Annotated in this window: 17 protein-coding genes and 1 other annotated feature; of the genes, 10 read left to right on the top strand and 7 right to left on the bottom strand. The window is 44.0% G+C overall.

Annotated features, from left to right (window positions below; all coding sequences use genetic code 11):
• Positions 1 to 15: 15 nt before the first annotated feature.
• Both BLW54_RS17245 and BLW54_RS17240 read right to left on the bottom strand, forming a co-directional pair.
• Complete coding sequence (locus BLW54_RS17245; protein WP_035511080.1) at positions 16 to 972, bottom strand: ABC transporter permease; 957 nt, start codon at positions 970 to 972, stop codon at positions 16 to 18.
• Positions 965 to 1,885 carry an ABC transporter ATP-binding protein gene (locus BLW54_RS17240; RefSeq protein WP_035511076.1) on the bottom strand — a complete coding sequence of 307 codons (921 nt, stop codon included), beginning with the start codon at positions 1,883 to 1,885 and terminating at the stop codon, positions 965 to 967. Before BLW54_RS17240 ends, BLW54_RS17245 begins: the two co-directional genes overlap by 8 nt.
• Positions 1,886 to 2,102: 217 nt before the next feature.
• On the opposite strand from BLW54_RS17240, the gene BLW54_RS17235 reads away from it, so the two are divergent.
• Complete coding sequence (locus BLW54_RS17235; RefSeq protein ID WP_035511075.1) at positions 2,103 to 3,242, top strand: conserved virulence factor C family protein; 1,140 nt, start codon at positions 2,103 to 2,105, stop codon at positions 3,240 to 3,242.
• A 15-nt stretch (positions 3,243 to 3,257) separates the two neighbouring features.
• Positions 3,258 to 3,686 carry a BrxA/BrxB family bacilliredoxin gene (locus tag BLW54_RS17230; RefSeq protein ID WP_035511073.1) on the top strand — a complete coding sequence of 143 codons (429 nt, stop codon included), beginning with the start codon at positions 3,258 to 3,260 and terminating at the stop codon, positions 3,684 to 3,686.
• A 38-nt stretch (positions 3,687 to 3,724) separates the two neighbouring features.
• On the opposite strand, the gene BLW54_RS17225 is transcribed toward BLW54_RS17230, so the two are convergent.
• Positions 3,725 to 4,957, bottom strand: a complete 1,233-nt coding sequence (locus BLW54_RS17225; RefSeq protein ID WP_035511071.1) for an MFS transporter — start codon at positions 4,955 to 4,957, stop codon at positions 3,725 to 3,727.
• Positions 4,958 to 5,370: 413 nt separating this feature from the next.
• Between BLW54_RS17225 and BLW54_RS17220 the strand changes: the two genes are divergently transcribed.
• On the top strand, positions 5,371 to 5,652 hold the full coding sequence (locus BLW54_RS17220; RefSeq protein WP_074736056.1) for a hypothetical protein: 282 nt from the start codon (positions 5,371 to 5,373) through the stop codon (positions 5,650 to 5,652).
• Between the two features lie 61 nt (positions 5,653 to 5,713).
• Here the strand turns inward: BLW54_RS17220 and mscL are convergent, their stop codons facing one another.
• Together mscL and BLW54_RS17210 are read right to left on the bottom strand one after the other, a co-directional pair.
• Complete coding sequence (gene mscL / locus BLW54_RS17215) at positions 5,714 to 6,211, bottom strand: large conductance mechanosensitive channel protein MscL (RefSeq protein WP_231622437.1); 498 nt, start codon at positions 6,209 to 6,211, stop codon at positions 5,714 to 5,716.
• A gap of 102 nt (positions 6,212 to 6,313) precedes the next feature.
• Complete coding sequence (locus BLW54_RS17210; RefSeq protein ID WP_035511064.1) at positions 6,314 to 7,414, bottom strand: IscS subfamily cysteine desulfurase; 1,101 nt, start codon at positions 7,412 to 7,414, stop codon at positions 6,314 to 6,316.
• A gap of 103 nt (positions 7,415 to 7,517) precedes the next feature.
• On the opposite strand from BLW54_RS17210, the gene nadB reads away from it, so the two are divergent.
• From nadB to BLW54_RS17190, 4 genes are all read left to right on the top strand, one after another.
• Positions 7,518 to 9,083, top strand: a complete 1,566-nt coding sequence (nadB, locus tag BLW54_RS17205; protein WP_316245393.1) for an L-aspartate oxidase — start codon at positions 7,518 to 7,520, stop codon at positions 9,081 to 9,083.
• Positions 9,064 to 9,912, top strand: a complete 849-nt coding sequence (gene nadC / locus BLW54_RS17200; protein WP_035511060.1) for a carboxylating nicotinate-nucleotide diphosphorylase — start codon at positions 9,064 to 9,066, stop codon at positions 9,910 to 9,912. Before nadB ends, nadC begins: the two co-directional genes overlap by 20 nt.
• Positions 9,912 to 11,012: a quinolinate synthase NadA gene (gene nadA / locus BLW54_RS17195; RefSeq protein WP_035511058.1), complete on the top strand. Its 1,101-nt coding sequence runs from the start codon at positions 9,912 to 9,914 to the stop codon at positions 11,010 to 11,012. The genes nadC and nadA overlap by 1 nt, the downstream gene beginning before the upstream one ends.
• A gap of 181 nt (positions 11,013 to 11,193) precedes the next feature.
• A complete protein-coding gene (locus tag BLW54_RS17190; protein WP_035511056.1) occupies positions 11,194 to 11,382 on the top strand; it encodes an H-type small acid-soluble spore protein in 189 nt (62 codons plus the stop codon).
• A gap of 179 nt (positions 11,383 to 11,561) precedes the next feature.
• Here the strand turns inward: BLW54_RS17190 and BLW54_RS17185 are convergent, their stop codons facing one another.
• Both BLW54_RS17185 and ileS read right to left on the bottom strand, forming a co-directional pair.
• Positions 11,562 to 12,176, bottom strand: a complete 615-nt coding sequence (locus tag BLW54_RS17185; protein WP_035511054.1) for a PH domain-containing protein — start codon at positions 12,174 to 12,176, stop codon at positions 11,562 to 11,564.
• 172 nt (positions 12,177 to 12,348) lie between these two features.
• Complete coding sequence (ileS, locus tag BLW54_RS17180; protein ID WP_074736053.1) at positions 12,349 to 15,438, bottom strand: isoleucine--tRNA ligase; 3,090 nt, start codon at positions 15,436 to 15,438, stop codon at positions 12,349 to 12,351.
• Between the two features lie 218 nt (positions 15,439 to 15,656).
• Positions 15,657 to 15,889, bottom strand: a binding site (T-box leader).
• Between the two features lie 307 nt (positions 15,890 to 16,196).
• Here ileS and BLW54_RS17175 point away from each other — a divergent pair.
• The 3 genes from BLW54_RS17175 to BLW54_RS17165 are packed head-to-tail and all read left to right on the top strand — an operon-like array spanning position 16,197 to position 19,440.
• Complete coding sequence (locus BLW54_RS17175; protein WP_074736051.1) at positions 16,197 to 17,177, top strand: class I SAM-dependent methyltransferase; 981 nt, start codon at positions 16,197 to 16,199, stop codon at positions 17,175 to 17,177.
• Complete coding sequence (locus BLW54_RS17170; RefSeq protein WP_231622439.1) at positions 17,095 to 18,372, top strand: cytochrome ubiquinol oxidase subunit I; 1,278 nt, start codon at positions 17,095 to 17,097, stop codon at positions 18,370 to 18,372. The genes BLW54_RS17175 and BLW54_RS17170 overlap by 83 nt, the downstream gene beginning before the upstream one ends.
• 42 nt (positions 18,373 to 18,414) lie before the next feature.
• Positions 18,415 to 19,440: a cytochrome d ubiquinol oxidase subunit II gene (locus BLW54_RS17165; RefSeq protein ID WP_035511049.1), complete on the top strand. Its 1,026-nt coding sequence runs from the start codon at positions 18,415 to 18,417 to the stop codon at positions 19,438 to 19,440.
• Positions 19,441 to 19,572 lie beyond the last annotated feature (132 nt).

The raw sequence follows: 19,572 nt of genomic DNA, 5'->3' as shown, positions 1-19,572 counted from the left end.
TTTTCTCCTCCTTTATTAGGAACCTGCTACGTCACTCTTCGTGAAGAAAAACCAGGATAAAAGCAGGAATACTAGATAATATACCGCTATAACGGTAATGGAAAACCCTAAGGTAAGATCTGCTACCATCGGTGTTCCTTCCATAAACTGGGTTAAATCGGTATTGGCGAACAAGATATATTTTGCCCACTCTTTATTCATAAAGAAAAGAACGATTGAACTTCCAGCCATCATTAGGAAAATAGCCAGTCCGATGGCTAGTGAAGTATTTCGGAACACCGAAGCGATCATAAAAGCGAACGTAGCCATCATAATTAATTCTACAAAACTAAGCATATATTGTGAAACAGTAAATGCAAAAATGCCCGCATCTTTGATTTCTCCAGCCTGGTTATATACATACGTCTGAGAAAAGCTATCCATTCCGAAGAATATCACGCCTATGATAAAGGATAGCACATAAAGCAAAACTAGCATCGTCAAGGCATAAATGACAACAGATACATACTTAGCCAAAAGGATTTTTGTTCTGGAAATTGGTCGGATCAGTAAAAGTTTAATGGTTCCCCACCTGAATTCATTTGCCGTGATCCCAGCCGCTACGATAATCGTGAACAAGCTGACAAGAGCGACGAACCCGCGGTTATCACGGACAAAATCCCATGCATTGTATTCGGTAGGCGGGAGGTCATTTTCTATTCGGTACTGATTTTCCTCCACATTTGTATAACCAGGATAGGCCACTTCCTGAGCTTGGCCTTCTTGTGACATCAATTGCTCATTCTGCTGCTGCAACTCTTCTTTCCAATTGTCCCCTGTTGGGACTTCCCCACCCGTTATCGCTTCGTCAATCTTAAACAAGCCTCCCATGCCTATGACAAGGACCACTAATATGGCAGCCATAATCCACGTCGCTTTTTGGCTGTAGAGCTTCATATGTTCGTTTCTGATCAATTGAAAAAAGTTACTCAATGACTCCCTCTCCAATCAAGTCTAAGAATTTATCTTCCAGCGTCGAGCGATTGGCGTGGACCCCATAAATCTGAATCTGCTTATGTACGAGATCTGTAACAACCTTAGGAATCATTTCCTTCTCAATGGTAAATGTCAATACATTACCATTTAGTTGAACATTCCTTCCGGTCAGTTCCTGAAGAGCGGCCTTCGCTTCATCCACAGGAGCCGCTTCGATCGACACTTCTTTTTCATCTGTTTGTTGTAAGGCATCCGTAACGGATTGAATGGCAATCAGTTCCCCGTTTTTAATAATTCCGATTCTGTCGCACATCATCTCCATCTCCGATAGAATATGACTGGATACAATCACGGCTACGCCTTCTTCTTCTGCCAACTCCCTAATATATGCCCTGATTTCCCTTATTCCTGAAGGGTCTAAACCATTTGTAGGTTCATCAAGAATCAACACAGATGGGTTGTGTAAGAGCGCTTGGGCAATTCCGAGACGCTGCCTCATACCGAGCGAATATTTCCCCACCTTCTCCTTTATTCTATTTTCCAACCCTACCAACCGGACGACTTGTATAATTCGTTCTTCCGTGATATCAGGCATCATCCTCGCGTAATGGACGAGGTTTTTCCACCCGCTCATAAATGGATACATTTCGGGGTTCTCAACGATTCCTCCCACATGACGGATGGCTTCCTTAAACTCTTTATTAATGCTACGCCCTTTGATAAGGACATCACCAGCTGACATGTTCATCAATCCAACCATCATTCGGATCGTCGTCGTTTTTCCAGCCCCATTAGGGCCAAGAAAGCCAAAAACTTCGCCTCCGTATATATCAAAGTTCAACCCTTTGATAATCTCCTTTTTCCCAATTGTCTTTTTCACATTTTTCAGCTTCATAACAGGTTCAGTCATCCTGCACCCTCCCTTTAAATCAACACACCTAGTTTACGATATAAGACGTGTAAGGTTTCATCATTTAAGAAAAACTTTACAAACCATCATTTATAACCTTCCAAACATGATTCATGGATGCATAGTACGATCTTTGATAAAATGAGTGTATGGAAATGAGGGCGGATCCCTCGGAACTGGACCGTATTTTATTCGAGCGTTAAGGGGGTTATAATCAGTGAAAATTGTATCCATTGAACCGACACCAAGTCCGAATTCGATGAAAATCAACTTGAACCAAACTTTACCGGATGGCGAGACTCATAACTATAAAAAAGGCGATGAGATTCATGAGGCACCGGATTTCGTACAACAACTTTTTGAAATCGAAGGGGTAAAAGGACTATATCATGTCACGGATTTCATTGCTTTAGAAAGAAATGGACGCATCGCATGGGAAGCGATTCTCCCAGAGGTACGTCAGATCTTCGGGGCACAGACGACGGAAGATCCTTCTGGAAGTAAACAAGAACAACCAGATGAACATTTCGGGGAAGTACGTGTGTTCGTTCAAATGTTCCGCGGACTTCCCATGCAAGTGAAATTGGAAGAAGGGGAAGAGGAAACGCGAGTCGGACTTCCAGAGAGATTTATGGAAGCTGCAATGAAAGCATCCCCTGCTTCTCCGAACATGATCATGGAGCGAAAGTGGGTAGAGCAGAACCCACGTTATGGGGATGTTGCAGAGATTGGCGAACAGGTGAAAGAAGAGCTTTCAGCCAGTTATGACGAAGATCGACTGGAATCCCTTGTTAAACAAGCGTTTGATCAAGACACGGATAAAGTCGAAAAAAAAGAGGGTCGGTCGAAGATCAGCTTAGAAACACTGGATCATGACGATTGGAAAGTTCGTTATGCGGCTTTAGACCGTATGGAGCCTAGTGCAGAGGATTACCGGGTACTGGACAAAGCGCTGGATGATGAAAAAGCATCCATTCGCAGACTTGCCACCGCCTATTTAGGTATGATTGAAGAATTGGAAACCCTCCCCTACCTTTACAAAGCCCTTCATGACAAGTCAGTCACCGTTCGTCGGACAGCCGGTGATTGTATCTCTGACCTTGGATTCAAGGAAGCGATGCCAAGGATGATCGAGTCGCTCTCAGATTCAAATAAACTCGTCCGCTGGCGTGCCGCGATGTTTTTATATGAGCTTGGTGACGAAGCAGCCCTGCCTGCCCTTAAGGAAGCTGCAAATGATCCTGAATTCGAAGTTCGTATGCAGATAAACATGGCCATCGAACGAATTGAGGGCGGCGAAGAAGCGAAAGGGTCTGTGTGGCACCAAATGACTCAAGCCACAAAGAAAAAACAATAATAGGAGGCCAATAGTATGAACCCATATGAAGCATATATGAAAGAAATTTCCCAGCCGATGCGTGATGAGCTGACAAATGCCGGCTTTACTGAACTGACAACGCCAGAGGAGGTCGACACATTCATAAGTGAAACAAAAGGGACTTCCCTTGTTGTTATCAACTCTGTGTGTGGTTGTGCTGCTGGACTTGCTCGTCCGTCCGCACGAGAGTCGTTAAACAACGAAAAACGGCCGGAAAACCTTGTTACTGTTTTTGCTGGTCAAGATCGCGAAGCGACTTCACGCATGCGTGATTATCTAGAAGGCTATGAGCCCTCTTCTCCATCAATGGCTCTTTTGAAAGATGGACAGGTTCTCCACTTCATTCCCCGTGAAGAAATTGAGGATTATGAAGTAGAAGAAATTGTCGCAAATTTAACGAACGCTTACAATCAATATTGCTAAAAAAGAAAACGCCTCACGCGGTCTGCGTAGGCGTTCTTTTATGCATTTTTTGTTTTATTTGCTCTTTTCTCAGGCTTGATTAAGAACCAAACGATCAATAATAGTATAGCTCCTATCGCTCCACCAGCCATATAGCCCATATTTAAATACTCTTTCATAAGAAGCGACATAACCGGAGGACCAGCCGCTACCCCTATAAACCTTGATGAACTGTAAAAGGAAGTGATCGTGCCTCGTTCTCCTTTTTCAATTCCTTCTGTAATCAATGCATCAAGCGTTGGCAGCATTCCACCTATGGCTGTGCCTAATACACTCGTAACAATTAAAAGGAGTATTATTTTCTCACTCACATAGCCCACGAATACCACGCTTGCCGACATCATTATCAAGGCGATCACGAGTACCCACTTCATCACTGCGGTATCACCCTTGATTTTCTTTCCTGTTACAAAAGCGGCTATACATAATGTAAACAATGGAATAGCAAGAACGAAGCCTTTCTTCACACCTTTGATTTGATGGATTTTCTCAAGAATATCCGACATGAAAAAAAGCACCGCAAATAAAACGAGCATGGCATAAACACCAAGCAGAAAAACAGGATACAGCCACTTTCCTTCCTGTTTAAAAATATCCTTTGTTTTTTGAAGAAACTGTTTAAACGGCTGTGGTTCTTCTTCCTCCCCTTTTGGGACCTTTATAAAAAAGAAGACGAGGATAATAGAAATTAAACTGAAAAAGGAAATAGAAAAGAACGGCAAAAACCATAAAAAAACCGCAAACAAGGAACCAAGAATAGGACTAAGCACTTTTCCAAAAGTATTAGATGTTTCAATGATACCAAGACATGAGCTTGCCTTCTCATCATCACCTTTGTATAAATCCCCGACTAGAGGCAATATAATCGGTGTTGCTCCAGCTGCTCCAATTCCTTGGAGGACCCTCCCAATGGTGATCCATATGAATGGATCGTCTACCTTCCACGAGGAGAATCCAGCAATGAGTCCGCCGATAAAAGCCAAGACCAAACTAGGAAGAATCACGATTTTTCTTCCAAAGCGATCTGATAAATAACCAGCTACAGGAATAAGGAAAATGGCTGCTACCGAATAACTTGTAATGATAGTACTGGACTGGAAGGATGTAATGCCTACCTTTTTCTCAAAAATCGGAAGAACGGGGATCAGCATTGAATTTCCAAGTGTCATGACTAACGGGATGGATGCCATACTGACAAGGCACCACCGACTGACTTTGTTTTCCAACGTCATTCCTCCTACATGTTCATAAACGTAGGTTGTCCCATTACCGAAAAATTCACCACGAGAAAAATCTGGATATTATTAGGTTGCTTTGTTCATACATCCAGATTCGCACAAATCTCCTATTTTTTTGCCTCAAAATAAGCGAGCCTTCTCCTCATGACAAGAAGGACGAAGGGGATTAACTATACAGAAAACGATGACCGCAAAGAGATAACCCCTGTTCTAGTGCAAAGAAGAGACCCCTTCATAATTATATAACCTCTTAACTAATGACAAGTGGGCCAATAAAGACGAAAGACTTACACAAGAAATGACCTCCCCCTATGTTACGGTGACAAAAGATTCAACTTCCAATTATAGGTTTACTTTAATTTTCATATAAGGAAAAGATTTACAAACAAGGAAGGGAGCTGGAAGAGATGAAAAAATGGATGATGATTTTGGGAATGGCCACCGTGTTCACACTAGCAGGCTGTGGTGACGATGGTGGGGATATGGAAGATAACCAAATGGAAGAACAGGATCAAATGGATGACACGGAAGGTAATTCTGGAGATACGGGGAATACGGGCGATACGGAAGGAAACATGGGTGATGACAGCACAGGTAACGAAGGTGAAAGCAATCCAGAGGAAGATGACTCTTCAGGTACTGAGGACGGTACACAAGATGACGACGCAATGGATGATGAAGAACAATAATTTCTCGGACGGGTAATAAAGATTCAGCAAAAGGCGGACCCAAAGAGGAGTTCGCCTTTTTTTATGATTTTATTCGCCACTTAGGCTTGGTTTGTTGAGCTGAGGAAGGTGTATCAAGGGATGAAGCGCAATTTGGACAGATGACAGCCTGGGTAGGAATCGGCATACAGCAGTATGGACACTCTTTTTTTGTCATCCCATGTAGAGGGTGTTGGTGAGGTTTCCTCCATCTATTTATTTGCCGAACGACAAGAAAAACAGCGAACAAAATGATTATAAATCGGACGGAAGCTGTTAAAAAGAGACCATAATTAATCGTTGCTGCACCTGCTTCCTTAGCGGCAGTGAGAGAAGGATAGAAGGATCCATCTAGACTGATAAACATATTCTCAAAGTTCATTCTAGAATACAAAAGACCAATTGGAGGAAGCAGAATATCCGTAACAAGAGATTCAATTATGCCACTGAAAGCCGCTCCCAAAACCATTCCTACCCCCATGTCCACAGCACTCCCTCGAACCGTGAATTGTTTAAATTCATGGAACAGGCCCAAAGTCAATCCCCCCTCCCTGTCCCTTCATCCTATGTAAGAAAAGGACAACCTATGTGTTTGGGCCTGGGAAGACATGAAGATGGCACTCGGGGCCCCCCTGTTTTCATCTTAAATCCCTTTTTTTAAAAACGCTGCCAGTTCCTTTACCTCTGCTTCTGTTTGGTGATGACTGAAGGAAATACGAATAAAAGATTTCGCTTCATCCCATTCATACCCCATAGCCGATAATGTACCCGATGGTTCAGCTTTACCTTCACGGCAAGCACTCCCTGTGGAAAAATGGTACCCTTGCCTGTTCCCTTCCAGCATAGCCCACTGCCCCTCCATATGCGGTAATAAAATTCCCAGGATAGGAACCGGTTGCTGGTCCACCTCTCCAACCACTTCCCACTCTCCTTCTTTTAAAAAGGCTTTCTTCAATCGGAAGATTATTTGTTGATGGTTGTCTATCTCCCGGATCATCTTTTCTGCAGCCACAGTAAATCCGGCGATACCTGGGATGTTAACTGTTCCCGGCCTCCTCCCATTTTCATGTGTTCCATTTGGAATCCTTGATAAAAAAGATAAAGAAGGACAAATGTAAACCGCCCCCACTCCCTTCGGTCCATAGACTTTATGACTGCTGATCGATAAACTGTCTACGAACGGGGATATTTCGGAAACGTCCACCTTCCCAAATGACTGGACACAATCACTATGAAGGAGTACTCCCTGTTGACGGCAAATTTCTGAAATTTCCCGGATGGGTTGAATCGATCCAATATCCGCATTGACGTGTTGTATCAAAACAAAAATCGTGTCTTTATCAATCACTCTCCTTACCACTTCTGTGTCTACAGTCCCATTTTTTAACAAGGGGACATTGATTATGTTGCAGCCTTCCTGTTCATAGAGCTTTAGGAGGTTGCGTACCGAGGAATGTTCCGCCTCTGTAGTGATGATATTCCTTCCTTCTCCAGCTTTCATTAGAGCATCGATGGCCAGTTCATTGCTTTCAGTTCCTCCACTTGTAAAATAAATTCCTTCTTTATTTCCCCCAATCAGCCGGGCCACCTTCTCCCGGCAATGTTCAAGCAAATCATCCGCCTGTGTTCCTCTATCATGCAAACTTTGTGTATTCGCAAAATAATGTTGAGCCGCGTGGACATAAGCATTAAGTGCATCCTTGTCTATTGGGCAAGTGGCCGCATAATCAAAATACCCCTTCATATTCTTCCTCTCCCCTTTTTTCTCACAAATCACTTGTCAATAGTTTAACAATGTGTGAATATATGTGTAAATACATATGCATATCCAAAAGGAGGTGTATCCCGTGATACGACACACAGACATTCTTGTTATTGGCAGCGGAGTGGCTGCATTACAGCTTGCTCATCATATTTCTAGGGACATGAATGTGATTATTCTCACAAAATCCACCCTTAGCAATGGAAATTCCTCACTTGCTCAAGGGGGTATTGCTGCTGCGCTGGATGACAAAGATCAGACTTTTTATCATTTCATCGATACTATCCTGGCCGGCCGATTGATCAATGACCATCGAGCGGCTTTGATGATGACTCAGGAGGCCCCTTCCCTTATCAGAAATCTTGCCGATCAAGGATGCACATTTGATTATGATTCGAATCATTGCTTATCCCTCGGAAATGAGGGGGCTCACACTCACTCCCGTATCGTTCACGGCGGTGGGGACCAAACAGGAAAGGTAATTACCAATTATTTACAAACCAACCTTCCGGATCATGTGCAAATTCGCGAAAACCATTTTGTCTTTGAAATACTAACCAATGCACAAGGACGATGTTATGGGGTCAAAAGTAAAGATGAAGAAGGAGATGTCCATGAATTCCACGCCCCTCATACGGTTCTTGCGACAGGAGGTTGCGGTCAGCTTTATGCGTCATCATCAAACGCACCGACCGTCACAGGGGACGGGATAGCGCTCGCCTATTTGGCAGGGGCAGAACTGGCGGACATGGAATTCATCCAATTCCATCCGACCCTCCTATCCCTAAACGAAGGACCAAGAGGACTTATTTCTGAAGCCGTACGTGGAGAAGGAGCTATTCTTATCGACAGTAAAGGAGAAAGAATTATGGAAACTGTCCACCCTTTGAAAGAGCTCGCACCAAGGCACATCGTTTCCCAAACAATTCATCAACAAAGAAAGAAAGGAAGGGAAGTGTTTCTGGATGTCCGTCCTATACAAAATTTCCAAACGAAATTTCCCACGGTTACTAAATTATGCGAGTCCAACAAAGTGGACGTAGACTTGGGGTTCATTCCAGTTTCACCTGGCTGTCATTTTTCCATGGGAGGGGTAAAAACCGATAGGACAGGAAGAACGACGATTGAAGGATTATATGCCGTAGGGGAAGTCGCTTGCACAGGTGTCCATGGAGCCAATCGGTTAGCAAGCAATTCTCTTTTGGAGGGGCTTGTCTTCGGTAGAAGGCTTGCTAAACACTTGAATCTAGCGCCATTGGATACAGTTATACCCTCGGGGACGATAACAAGACGCCCTCCTTTTTCATTCCCCCTTCCCCCTAAGAAGGAAATTCAGAAGCGCATGATGGAATCTGTCGGGATCGTCAGAAATGGAGAGCAGTTAATGGACCAACTCCTGTGGCTGGAGTCCTTTCAGATTCATGAGTGGAATCACTATGACTTTAGCTTGCTCACTTTCGAACAAATGACAAGGGTCCTTATGTTACAAACGGCATGGTCGATTACAAAGTCTGCACTTGAACGAGAGGAAAGCCGTGGTGGACATTACCGAAGCGATTTTCCTAGAGAAGAGCCAGTCTGGCTAAACAAGCAGACAATTAGAAAAAAAACAATAGAAATGGGGAGAACGAATGAACCAATTCAAACGTAAACAAAAACTCAAAGAATTTTTCATAGAGGACATTGGCGACCATGACTACAGCAGTGATTTTATATTCCCCAAAAGTCAAAAGGGCATCATGAGCTTCACTACAAAAGACGAGGGTATCTTCTGTGGCGGAGAGATCATTAGGGAAGGATATCAGCTTCTTGATCCGTCCATTTCCATTACCATTCACACCAATGATGGGGAATGGGTGCATCCTGGGGAGCGGATCGCCACGGTAGAGGGTCCGGTAGGTGAGATGCTAAAGGGAGAACGAGTCATCCTCAACTTAATTCAACGAATGAGCGGAATTGCAACCCTGACCAGTCAAGCTGTCCATACTTTAGCTGATGACAACATTAGAATTTGTGACACCCGGAAAACAACACCGGGGCTCCGTATTTTTGAAAAATACGCCGTTCGCACAGGAGGTGGTTTTAACCACCGATTCGGCCTTTATGATGCCATTATGTTAAAAGATAATCATATTGCCTTTTTCGGCTCTATAAAAGAGGCCGTCTCAGCAGTGAAAGCACAAACCGGCCATGCCGTAAAGATTGAAATTGAAACCGAGACGGATGCTCAAGTTGTCGAAGCTGTGGAAGCGGGGGTAGACATCATTATGTTCGATAACCGCGAACCAGACGAAATCGAACATTTGACCACACTGGTCCCACCTTGGATCACAACAGAGGCCTCTGGCGGTATCACCCTCGAGTCTTTATCCCATTACCGTGGGCTTGATATTCAATACCTTTCGCTCGGCTTTATAACCCACTCCGCCAAGTCTCTTGATATTAGCGCCGATGTGACCACAATGAAGGAGGAAGTATAATGAACCTATTTAGTACCATTGAAAAAAGTACCCTTCCAGAGACGTACAGAAAGATGAGTCCTGCCGACCTTAGGCTCTTGGTGTCACGTGTGAAAAAGGAGCTCGGTTCAAGACTTTTTATTCCTGGTCACCATTATCAAAAGGATGAAGTCATTCAATTTGCCGATGCGCGTGGTGATTCGTTAAAGCTGGCCCAGCTTTCTGCATCTCAGCAAGATGCGGAATCTATTGTATTCTGTGGTGTCCACTTCATGGCTGAAACCGCTGATATTTTGACACAAGCTGATCAGCACGTTTACCTTCCGGATATGCGTGCAGGCTGTTCGATGGCTGATATGGCAAACATTCAACAGACCGAAAAAGCGTGGCAGTACTTAATGGATATGTTTGAAGACACCATCCTTCCACTTACCTATGTGAATTCGACAGCGGCCATCAAAGCGTTTGTCGGTAAAAACGGTGGCGCCACGGTTACCTCTTCGAACGCAGCCGACATGTTGAATTGGGCCTTCACGCAAAAAGAGCGAATTCTTTTTCTTCCTGACCAGCACCTTGGACGGAATACGGCTTACGACCTCGGAATCCCGCTTGACCAAATGGCCGTCTGGGATCCGATCATGGAAGAACTTTTATATAAAGGCCCTTTGCACAACATAAAAGTTATTTTGTGGAAAGGACACTGCTCTGTACACGAGAACTTTAGAGTAACAAATGTCGAACAGGTCAGAAGGGATTATCCTGAAATGAAAGTTATCGTCCATCCAGAATGTAGCCGGGAGGTCGTAGAACTTTCCGATATATCAGGATCCACCAATTCTATCATCAATGCAATTAAACAGGCACCACCTGGAAGTCAGTGGGCAATCGGGACTGAAATGAACCTCGTAAAGCGTATCATTCAGGAGAATCCTGACAAGCACATTATTTCGTTAAACCCGAGAATGTGTCCATGCTTGACGATGAACCGGATCGATCTGCCACACCTTGCCTGGTCACTAGAATCGCTGGCCGAAGGACAACCTCAAAATCTGATTCAAGTGGACCGTTCTGTGGCCACAGATGCAAAAAAAGCACTTGACCGAATGCTTGTCCGAACATAGCTCTCTAGAAAAGCGCCTCACTCTCCAGTCAAAGGATTTCATTCAAACAATTGCTCCTTATATACAGATAAAAATAACCGAACTATGGGGAACATGTAACCGCTTGACGGAATGTGACCTGCTAAAAGAATACTTCTATCCCCTCCAGCGAATATTAGAAGTAAAGGAGGGTCGTCATCAAATGAACAAAGAACGCGCAAAAGAAATTTTCCATTCCGAAGACATGATTCACGTTATGCATGAAGACCGTGAAATTTACATCGAAGAAGTCATTGAGCGAAACGAAATGGCCCGTATCCACCCCATGGATCAACCGAACATTGTACAGAAAGTACCCCTTTATGAGTTAAAAGAATCTGAAACTCATTAAGGAATTCGCCCAATCAGACCTTTTATTGATTGGGCTTTTTTAAAAGAACAACCAAACCATTGGAATAAATAGATCAGATGAGTAAAGAGTGAGGAGACCGCTCAATTTCCCAGGCCCAGATTCGCAGAAAGAATAATAAAAGAGAGGAATGGAGCCTATACTGCCCCGTCCCTCTCTTTTTAATTTTGAATATACTTTTCAAACACATCATCAAAATCTTTTCGTGTGTTCTCTTTGTACGTTTGTTTGAACCAATCATAAGCGAAATTGGCTGATTCATTAAACTCTCTGGATAGATCACTCTCATGAAAACGATTATCATGAAGCAGATTCTGCGCTATACCAATACTGTCTTTAGCGAAAGCGGACATGCGATCATTTTCCTCTTGAATTTGGGAAATCGCAACAAGTGATTTATACAAATCGGCAATGGCTTCCCCCTCGTCTTTGGCAATATCAATACTCAAATAATGGTCCCCAATATGAAATTTAATTTCTAAGTCTAGATCAATCGTTCCTGCTGTTTCTACGGACACGTTTTTGATCGGATGCTGATAATAATCATAACGGTAAATATACCGTTTATTACTCGTTGCCTTGTCGCCATCAAGATGGATGAGTGCCCGATTCGTAAAGCAATACTCATCACTTTTCGACTTGATCAGGAAGTATATTTTTTCGCCATCCTCCGTCAAAACGAAATCATCCGATTGCGCCTTATCGAAATCTTCTTTTTTTATAATCTTACCAATATCACTTAAGCCTAAAGCGTCACTCGCGATCTTCTTAAACATAGGTTAACCTCCTGTCTTTTCACGTTGTAGTTAAATTTACTAAAGATAAATCACACCCTCCCCTGCCTCCAAGGGTATAGCTTCTGTTCTTCTTTTTCCGGAAAGGTATCGGTGGCGGCTGCCTTAAGAAAAAGGGAAAGACCTGGGCGCCTCTACACCCAAGTCTTTCTCTTTACTTCTGAAGAGCAAGTTTCAACTGGTGGTCACCAACTGTATACTCTTTCATCTCTTCCTTATCACCGACAGTCAATTCTTTAACAAGCACATTTTCACGGATTAATTGTTCATTCTGTTTGATGGCTTCCTTCACATCCGCATCCCCGGCAAGTGCGATATCAACACGAAGATCGATTGGGAGATCCTGTTGTTTACGTTCATCCTGGATCACACGGATGACTTCACGAGCAAGGCCCTCTAGACGAAGCTCTTCCGTAATGGTTGTATCCAATACAACGTGGAAGTCCTGATTTGAGCCCATGGACAACCCAGCATCAGCGACACGCTCCACGTTCAATAGATCCATTGTCACTTCGACTTCGCCCTCTCCCGTTGGTACGACGACTTTTTCGTCTTGAACGACTTTAGCTGCCTCTGCATCTGAAAGTTTTTCAAGATATCCTTTAACTACGCCCACATTTTTACCAAGAACAGGTCCTGCTGCTCGGAAGTTCAGCTTCACCTCATAGCGGACAAGGTCATCAGAAGATTGCTTCACGACAACTTCTTTGACGTTGATTTCGTCACGAATAATGTTGCTGTACTCCTCCAGAGCTTTACCTTGATCTGGGTTGACTGGAATGACCACCAATTCAGATAGCGGCTGCTTCGTTTTGATTGACTCTGTGTTACGCACTCCACGAGCAAGTTCCACCACTTGGAGAACAGCATCCATATCTTTTTCAAGCTGTGTATTCACAACAGAATCATTTACTTTCGGAAAGTACGCTAAGTGCACACTCTCACCTGTAAGGTTCTGGTGAATATCATCTGCAAGGAACGGTGTATATGGAGCCATCAACTGGCTCAGTTGGGTCAACACCTTATGAAGGGTGTGGTAAGCCGCTTTCTTAGATTCTGTCATTCCTTCTTCCCAGAAACGGTCACGGGAGCGACGAATGTACCAGTTACTCACTTCATCTACATACTTTTCAAGAGCCTTCGCTGCTTTTGTAAAGTCGTAGTCATCGAGCGCTTTTGCAACGACGCCAGTGACACTGTTCAGGCGGGAAAGAACCCAACGATCAAGCAATGTCTTTTCGCCTTCTTCATTTTCATCAAATTTATAGCCATCGATGTTGGCATAAAGAGTATAGAAACCGTGTGTGTTTACGAGCGTGTCGACCACTTTCGATTTAGCTTCAATGACCACTCGCTCAGAAAAACGTTTATTATTCCATGGGGCACTGTCAGCAAGTAGTGCCCAACGGAAAGCATCGGCTCCAAATTTCGTCACCAGATCTGTAGGGTTCAATGCATTCCCTTTACTCTTAGACATCTTGCGGCCTTCTTCATCCAAAATATGCCCAGTAGATAGGACACGCTTGTATGGTGCTTTCCCAGTAAACAACGTAGATACCGCAAGCAGGCTGTAGAACCAGCCGCGTGTCTGGTCAATTCCTTCACAGATGACATCTGCTGGGAACTGCTTTTCAAACTGATCTTTATTTTCAAATGGATAGTGCTGCTGGGCAAATGGCATCGAACCTGAATCGAACCAGACATCAATTACTTCCGGTACACGGTTCATTGTGCCATTACATTTTTCACACGTCATTTGGACACGATCAACATATGGCTTATGAAGTTCTACATCACCGATATCGCCGATAGCTTTTTCCTGAAGGTCCTCTTTACTATGTGGGGCATACTGATGGTCACAAGAATCACACATCCAGATTGGAAGCGGTGTTCCCCAGAAACGGTTTCGACCGATGTTCCAGTCCACCATATTTTCAAGGAAGTTACCGAAACGGCCATCTTTAATATGGTTTGGATGCCATGCAACTTCTTGGTTATTCTTAATGAACTGATCTTTCAGTTCAGTCGTCTTAATGAACCAGCTCTCGATGGCGTAATAAAGCAATGGAGAGTCACATCGCCAGCAGTGCGGATAGCTGTGCTCATACTTTTCTTTATGGAAAAGGAGCCCTTCATTGGCAAGGTATTTAACAATATCTACATCGCAATCTTTAACGAAACGACCTTCAAATGGCGGGATGTCCTCCGTATAACGCCCTTGACCATCCACAACATTAAAGAAGGACAGCTGGTTTTCCTTCACTAGGTTATAGTCATCTTCACCGTAGGCAGGGGCAATGTGAACGACACCTGTACCGCTCTCAGCGTTAACAAACCCAGCTTCAACCACAAAGTGACCGCGCTCTGGCTTCACGTATGGGAATGGAGGGTGATATTCGACACCTTTGAATTCACTACCCTTATGTTTAGAAAGGACTTCGTATTCTTCGCCTAGGTTCTTTTCCGCTAGAGCTTCAGCAACAATGTACACTTCTTCATCTTTTTTCGCTTTGATATAATCAAGTTCGGGATGAACGGCGAGCGTTACGTTTGCCGGTAGTGTCCATGGCGTTGTCGTCCAACCCAGGAAAAATTCATTGTCAGAACCTTTCACTTTGAATTTCGCTGTTGCGGAAAGATCTTTGACATCTTCATATCCTTGCGCTACTTCATGGGAGCTTAATGTTGTCTGGCAGCTCGGGCAGTATGGAGTAACACGGTGACCTTTAGACAAAAGGTTCCGTTTGTGAAGGTCACTCAGGATGTACCAGACACTCTCGATATAACGATCTTGTAGCGTTACATATGGATCATCCATGTCAAGCCAGTAGCCAATAGATTCCGTGAATTCACGCCATTCCTTTTCATAATTGAAGACACTTTCTTTACATTTTTCGATGAATTTCTCGACACCATACTCTTCAATCTCCTGCTTCCCGGAAATACCTAATTGCTTCTCTACTTCCAGTTCTACCGGCAGACCATGTGTATCCCAGCCGCCTTTACGAAGAACTTGATAGCCCTGCATCGTTTTATAGCGTCCGACAAAGTCCTTAATCACACGGCCAAGCACGTGACCTGCGTGAGGGAGGCCGTTCGCTGTCGGCGGTCCTTCATAAAAAACAAATGTTTCTGCGCCTTCGCGTTCGTTCATGGAACGACGGAAGACGTCTTCTCTATTCCAGTAATCTTTTACACGATTTTCGCGGTCTAAAGCCGCTTCTTTCGTATTGACACTGCGCATTTCTTCCACCTCTTACCCTTTTATTTTTTGTATAGAAAAATGAATTAGAAACTTATTCCTTTGCAGGTGACCTCCCCTTCATCCGGTTCTGGCCCTAACGGCTAGTGAGACTTCCCTCGACTTCACATAAAGACAACATCGATTCGCTCCTCGTGTTTTTTATCTCCTTCACCTCAGCCCAATATCTAAACCAAATAAAAAATCCGCCCCTGCAATTAAACAGGGACGGATATTATTCCGCGGTACCACCCATATTCCGTGCACTTTTTCTTATACACGGCTCTCGGTTCACATAACGGATAACGGCCGCTAACCGGTCCTGCTTACTCTGGATCATTTCAGCAGAACTTCTCAGAGATGATCTTCAACCCTTATCCGCCATCGCTTCCCACCAGCCAGCGACTCTCTTCAGCCCGGAATAAAAGCCTACTCTTCTCGTCAACGAAACTATACGTATCTTCTCCATATGGTACAATGTATTTTTTTGTATGTCAAAGCCTTCTGCCCTCATCCTCGCCCATTTTCATAAAGAATATACATCCAAAACCTTTTCCTATCACTTCCTATAAAAAATCGATATTATCACAAACCACTTTCCCCCCCTTACAATAAGGATATAGACATATCAACCTTTTTGAACATCTAAAGGATTGGAAAAAACTCAATGACAGGTTATCTTGCTATGTTGTCAAGGGGTTTGGAAGATTACCTGAAGAGGAACACATGGATTTAATAAAAATTAGAAAGAAGGAATGGTCATGTCCGATGAATGGAAGCGTCGTGTAAAGGAAGTTTTTTCGAAAAATAAGCAGGCTTATGTGGATAGTGCCACGCATCGAAAACAATCCGATCTCGAGGCCATAGTAGAGTGGCTTACCCCTACTCCCGCCCAGAAAGCACTTGACATCGCTACCGGCGGTGGTCATGTAAGTAGAGCTTTAAGTCCTTACTGCGGGATAGTTTTTGCTACAGATCTCACGAAAGACATGTTGGAAAACACAGCCTATCACCTGTCTTCTTACAAGAATATCGAATATATCATTGCAGATGCCGAGGGCCTCCCCTTTATTGAGAAAACTTTCGATATTGTCACCTGTCGCATCGCACCCCATCATTTTCCCTCACCAGATACATTCGTTATGGAAGTGACAAGAGTGTTAAAAGAAACAGGGAAATTTTTGCTGATTGATAATATCGCCCCAGAAGATAAGAAACTCGATCAGTTCTACAACCATTTCGAAAAAAAGCGTGACTACAGCCATGTCCGCGCACTCAAAATCAGTGAGTGGGAACAACTATTTATCAAAAATGGCCTCTCCATTAAGAATAGTCTAACACGCAAAAAACGGATGCCTTTTCAAGACTGGGTCAGCCGCACAACCGATAACGAAGCGAACCAAAAAGAAATCGAATCCCTTTTTAGGCAGGCTTCACCAGAAGCCAAGTGCCATTTCTCAATTTGCGAAGAAAATGGGCAGATTCAATCATTTGCGATTGATGAATATATGGTTCTGGTAGAAAAAATATTCCTCCTAACGAATAATCCACCACCACATTGGGAGAATAAGCGAGGTATTGAATTCGTCTGTGAGGTGGAGATCAATGGATATAGTCGTAATGGCCCGTGCCCTATTTGGAACATCGCTCGGATTCCACATCATTTATGCCACAATTGGTGTTGGTCTCCCTGTGATGATCATCATTGCGGAAGTCTTACATTTTATAAAAAAAGACCCTGATTACGCACTGATGGCCAAGAGGTGGACGAAGGGGTTTGCCATTTTATTAGCGGTCTCGATTGCTTCAGGCACCATTGTAGGTGTTATGATTTCCCTATTATTCCCGGACTTTATGGAGATTGTCGGACAAGTCATTGCTCTTCCATTTCAAATGGAGATTTTTGCTTTTTTAATTGAAGCGGTTTTCATGTCGATTTATTTATACGCAGCCGACCGCCTGCCCCCGACATTAAGATTAGTGAGTATTATTTCGGTCGCGCTCGGAGCGACAGCTTCCGCTATTTTAATTACGGATGTGCATGCATGGATGAACACACCGGCAGGCTTCAACATTACACCAGACGGCGAAGTGACGGACGTCGATACTTGGGCTGCCTTCTTTAATCCAAGCTTTGGTGTTACCGCTATACACGTCACACTATCGGCTTATATGACCGTCGCTTTTCTCGTGGCATCTATTGCTGCTCTCCGCCTCTTGCGTAAAAAAATTTCAAAAGCCGAACGTACGTATCACAAAAAGGCACTCACCATCGCCCTATATTTCGGTGCGCTTACGTCTTTAGCAACGGCCATCAACGGCCATGAAACAGCTCAAATGCTGCATGAATACAACCCGCGCAAACTCGCAGCAGCAGAGGGGCTTTTTGAAACCCAGTCCTACGCCCCTTTATCGATCGGAGGCTACACTTCTCTTGAGGATCAGCGTGTGAAATATGCCATTGAAGTACCCTATGCTCTCAGTTTTCTCGCTGGAGACAGACTTGATACTGAGGTGATGGGGCTAAACGAATTCCCTGAAGAACTTTGGCCGCCACTCTACATCCACATTCTTTTCAATGTGATGGTGGGGATTGGTTCTATCCTTATCCTAGTCTCATTAATAGCTTTGTTTTGGAAACATGCCTTGAAAAAAGAATTTCCTCCTTGGCTGCTAGCCGTACTTGTCGCCAGCGGGCCGCTCGCTATGCTTGCGATTGAAGCTGGCTGGTGCTTCAGCTGTATCGGACGACAACCCTGGACCATTAATGAAGTTCTCCGTACAGACGACGCAGCAACCAAATCGCACAGTGTCGGCTTCCTTTTCTATCTGTTCATGACCCTGTATATCACCTTGCTCTTTGTTACCGGGTTTGTGATGCGCTATTACTTCAAACGCCATCCGGCCAGTAAAGACTTGAACTTACGGGAAGCGTAAGAGTCTTCCCTATCCAGCACTCCAGAAAGGACGAAAGAATCTATGGAAGCATCAACATTAGCCATCACTATCTTGTGGAGCCTGCTTTTCGTCTACTCCATTCTCGGCTCCCTCGATTTTGGAGCCGGCTTCTGGGGAATGATCTATGGGAAAAACCAAGAAAAGAGCGCAGCCCAGATTGCCAACCGTTTCCTTTCTCCGACTTGGGAAGTGACGAATGTCTTTCTCGTCATTTTTGTCGTTTCTGTTGTTTCCTTTTTTCCATTTGCGACCACACTGCTAAGCAGTATCCTTCTTCTTCCCGTCGGTCTTGGCATCTTGCTTTTGACCATTAGAACAACATTCATGGTTTTCCAACACCATGCAGACAAATACAAAGACCTTCTAAGATGGACCTCAGGTTTTACAGGATTAATTATCCCTGCCCTGCTTGTCAGTATATTACCGATTACACTAGGCGGGTTTGTCAGCTTCGAAAATGATTATCCCCGATTACAATATGGGGAGCTGCTCATCCACCCCACTTTGTACATGCATATCTTATTCGGTTTATCGACAGAACTGTTCATCTCCTCCATCTTCCTGATGGACTACGCTAAAGAGGCGGAAGATTGGTCTGCCTACCGTACATTCCGCAACCACTCCCTATGGCTTGGACCGGTCAGCATCGCAGTGGCTATGCTGACAATTGGGACGTTTCCCGAAGAAGCCTCGTGGATTGTTGAAAATATCCAACAGCATTGGATGGCTTTTGGTTTTTCTTTGTTATTCTTCCTGATCGGCTATGCGCTTTTGTTTGTCAGAACAAAAGAAGGACGCCGGGGTCTTGCCCGTCCAGCGGTCATTATGATTGGACTCCAGTATGCTGTCGCCATATATGCTTACGGAGCTGCCCATCTCCCTTATTTAATTTATCCGGACCTTACGGTGACAGACGGATTTACAAATGAAGAGATTTTCTACCCAATGCTTATCGTCTATGCTGTTGGCTTCGGTATTCTCATCCCCGCCTTTTTCCTGTTCTGGCGCCTCTTCTTGAAAGACCGTCGCTACTTAAAACAAGAGTAATAAAAGAAATGGCAGTTCTCACGGTGAGAACTGCCATTTTATTGTGAGCTTCTTTCCCACTAAACCTACGTGGTTTACCTTCTTCAAGCACAAGGGTAAATAGAAACCATGATCATAGAATTTCTACTTGTT

Source organism: Halobacillus karajensis (assembly GCF_900108515.1).
Lineage (GTDB): Bacteria > Bacillota > Bacilli > Bacillales > Halobacillaceae > Halobacillus > Halobacillus karajensis.
The sequence above is the reverse complement of the archived record's forward strand: the minus strand, read 5'-3'. Positions and strand labels throughout refer to the sequence as shown.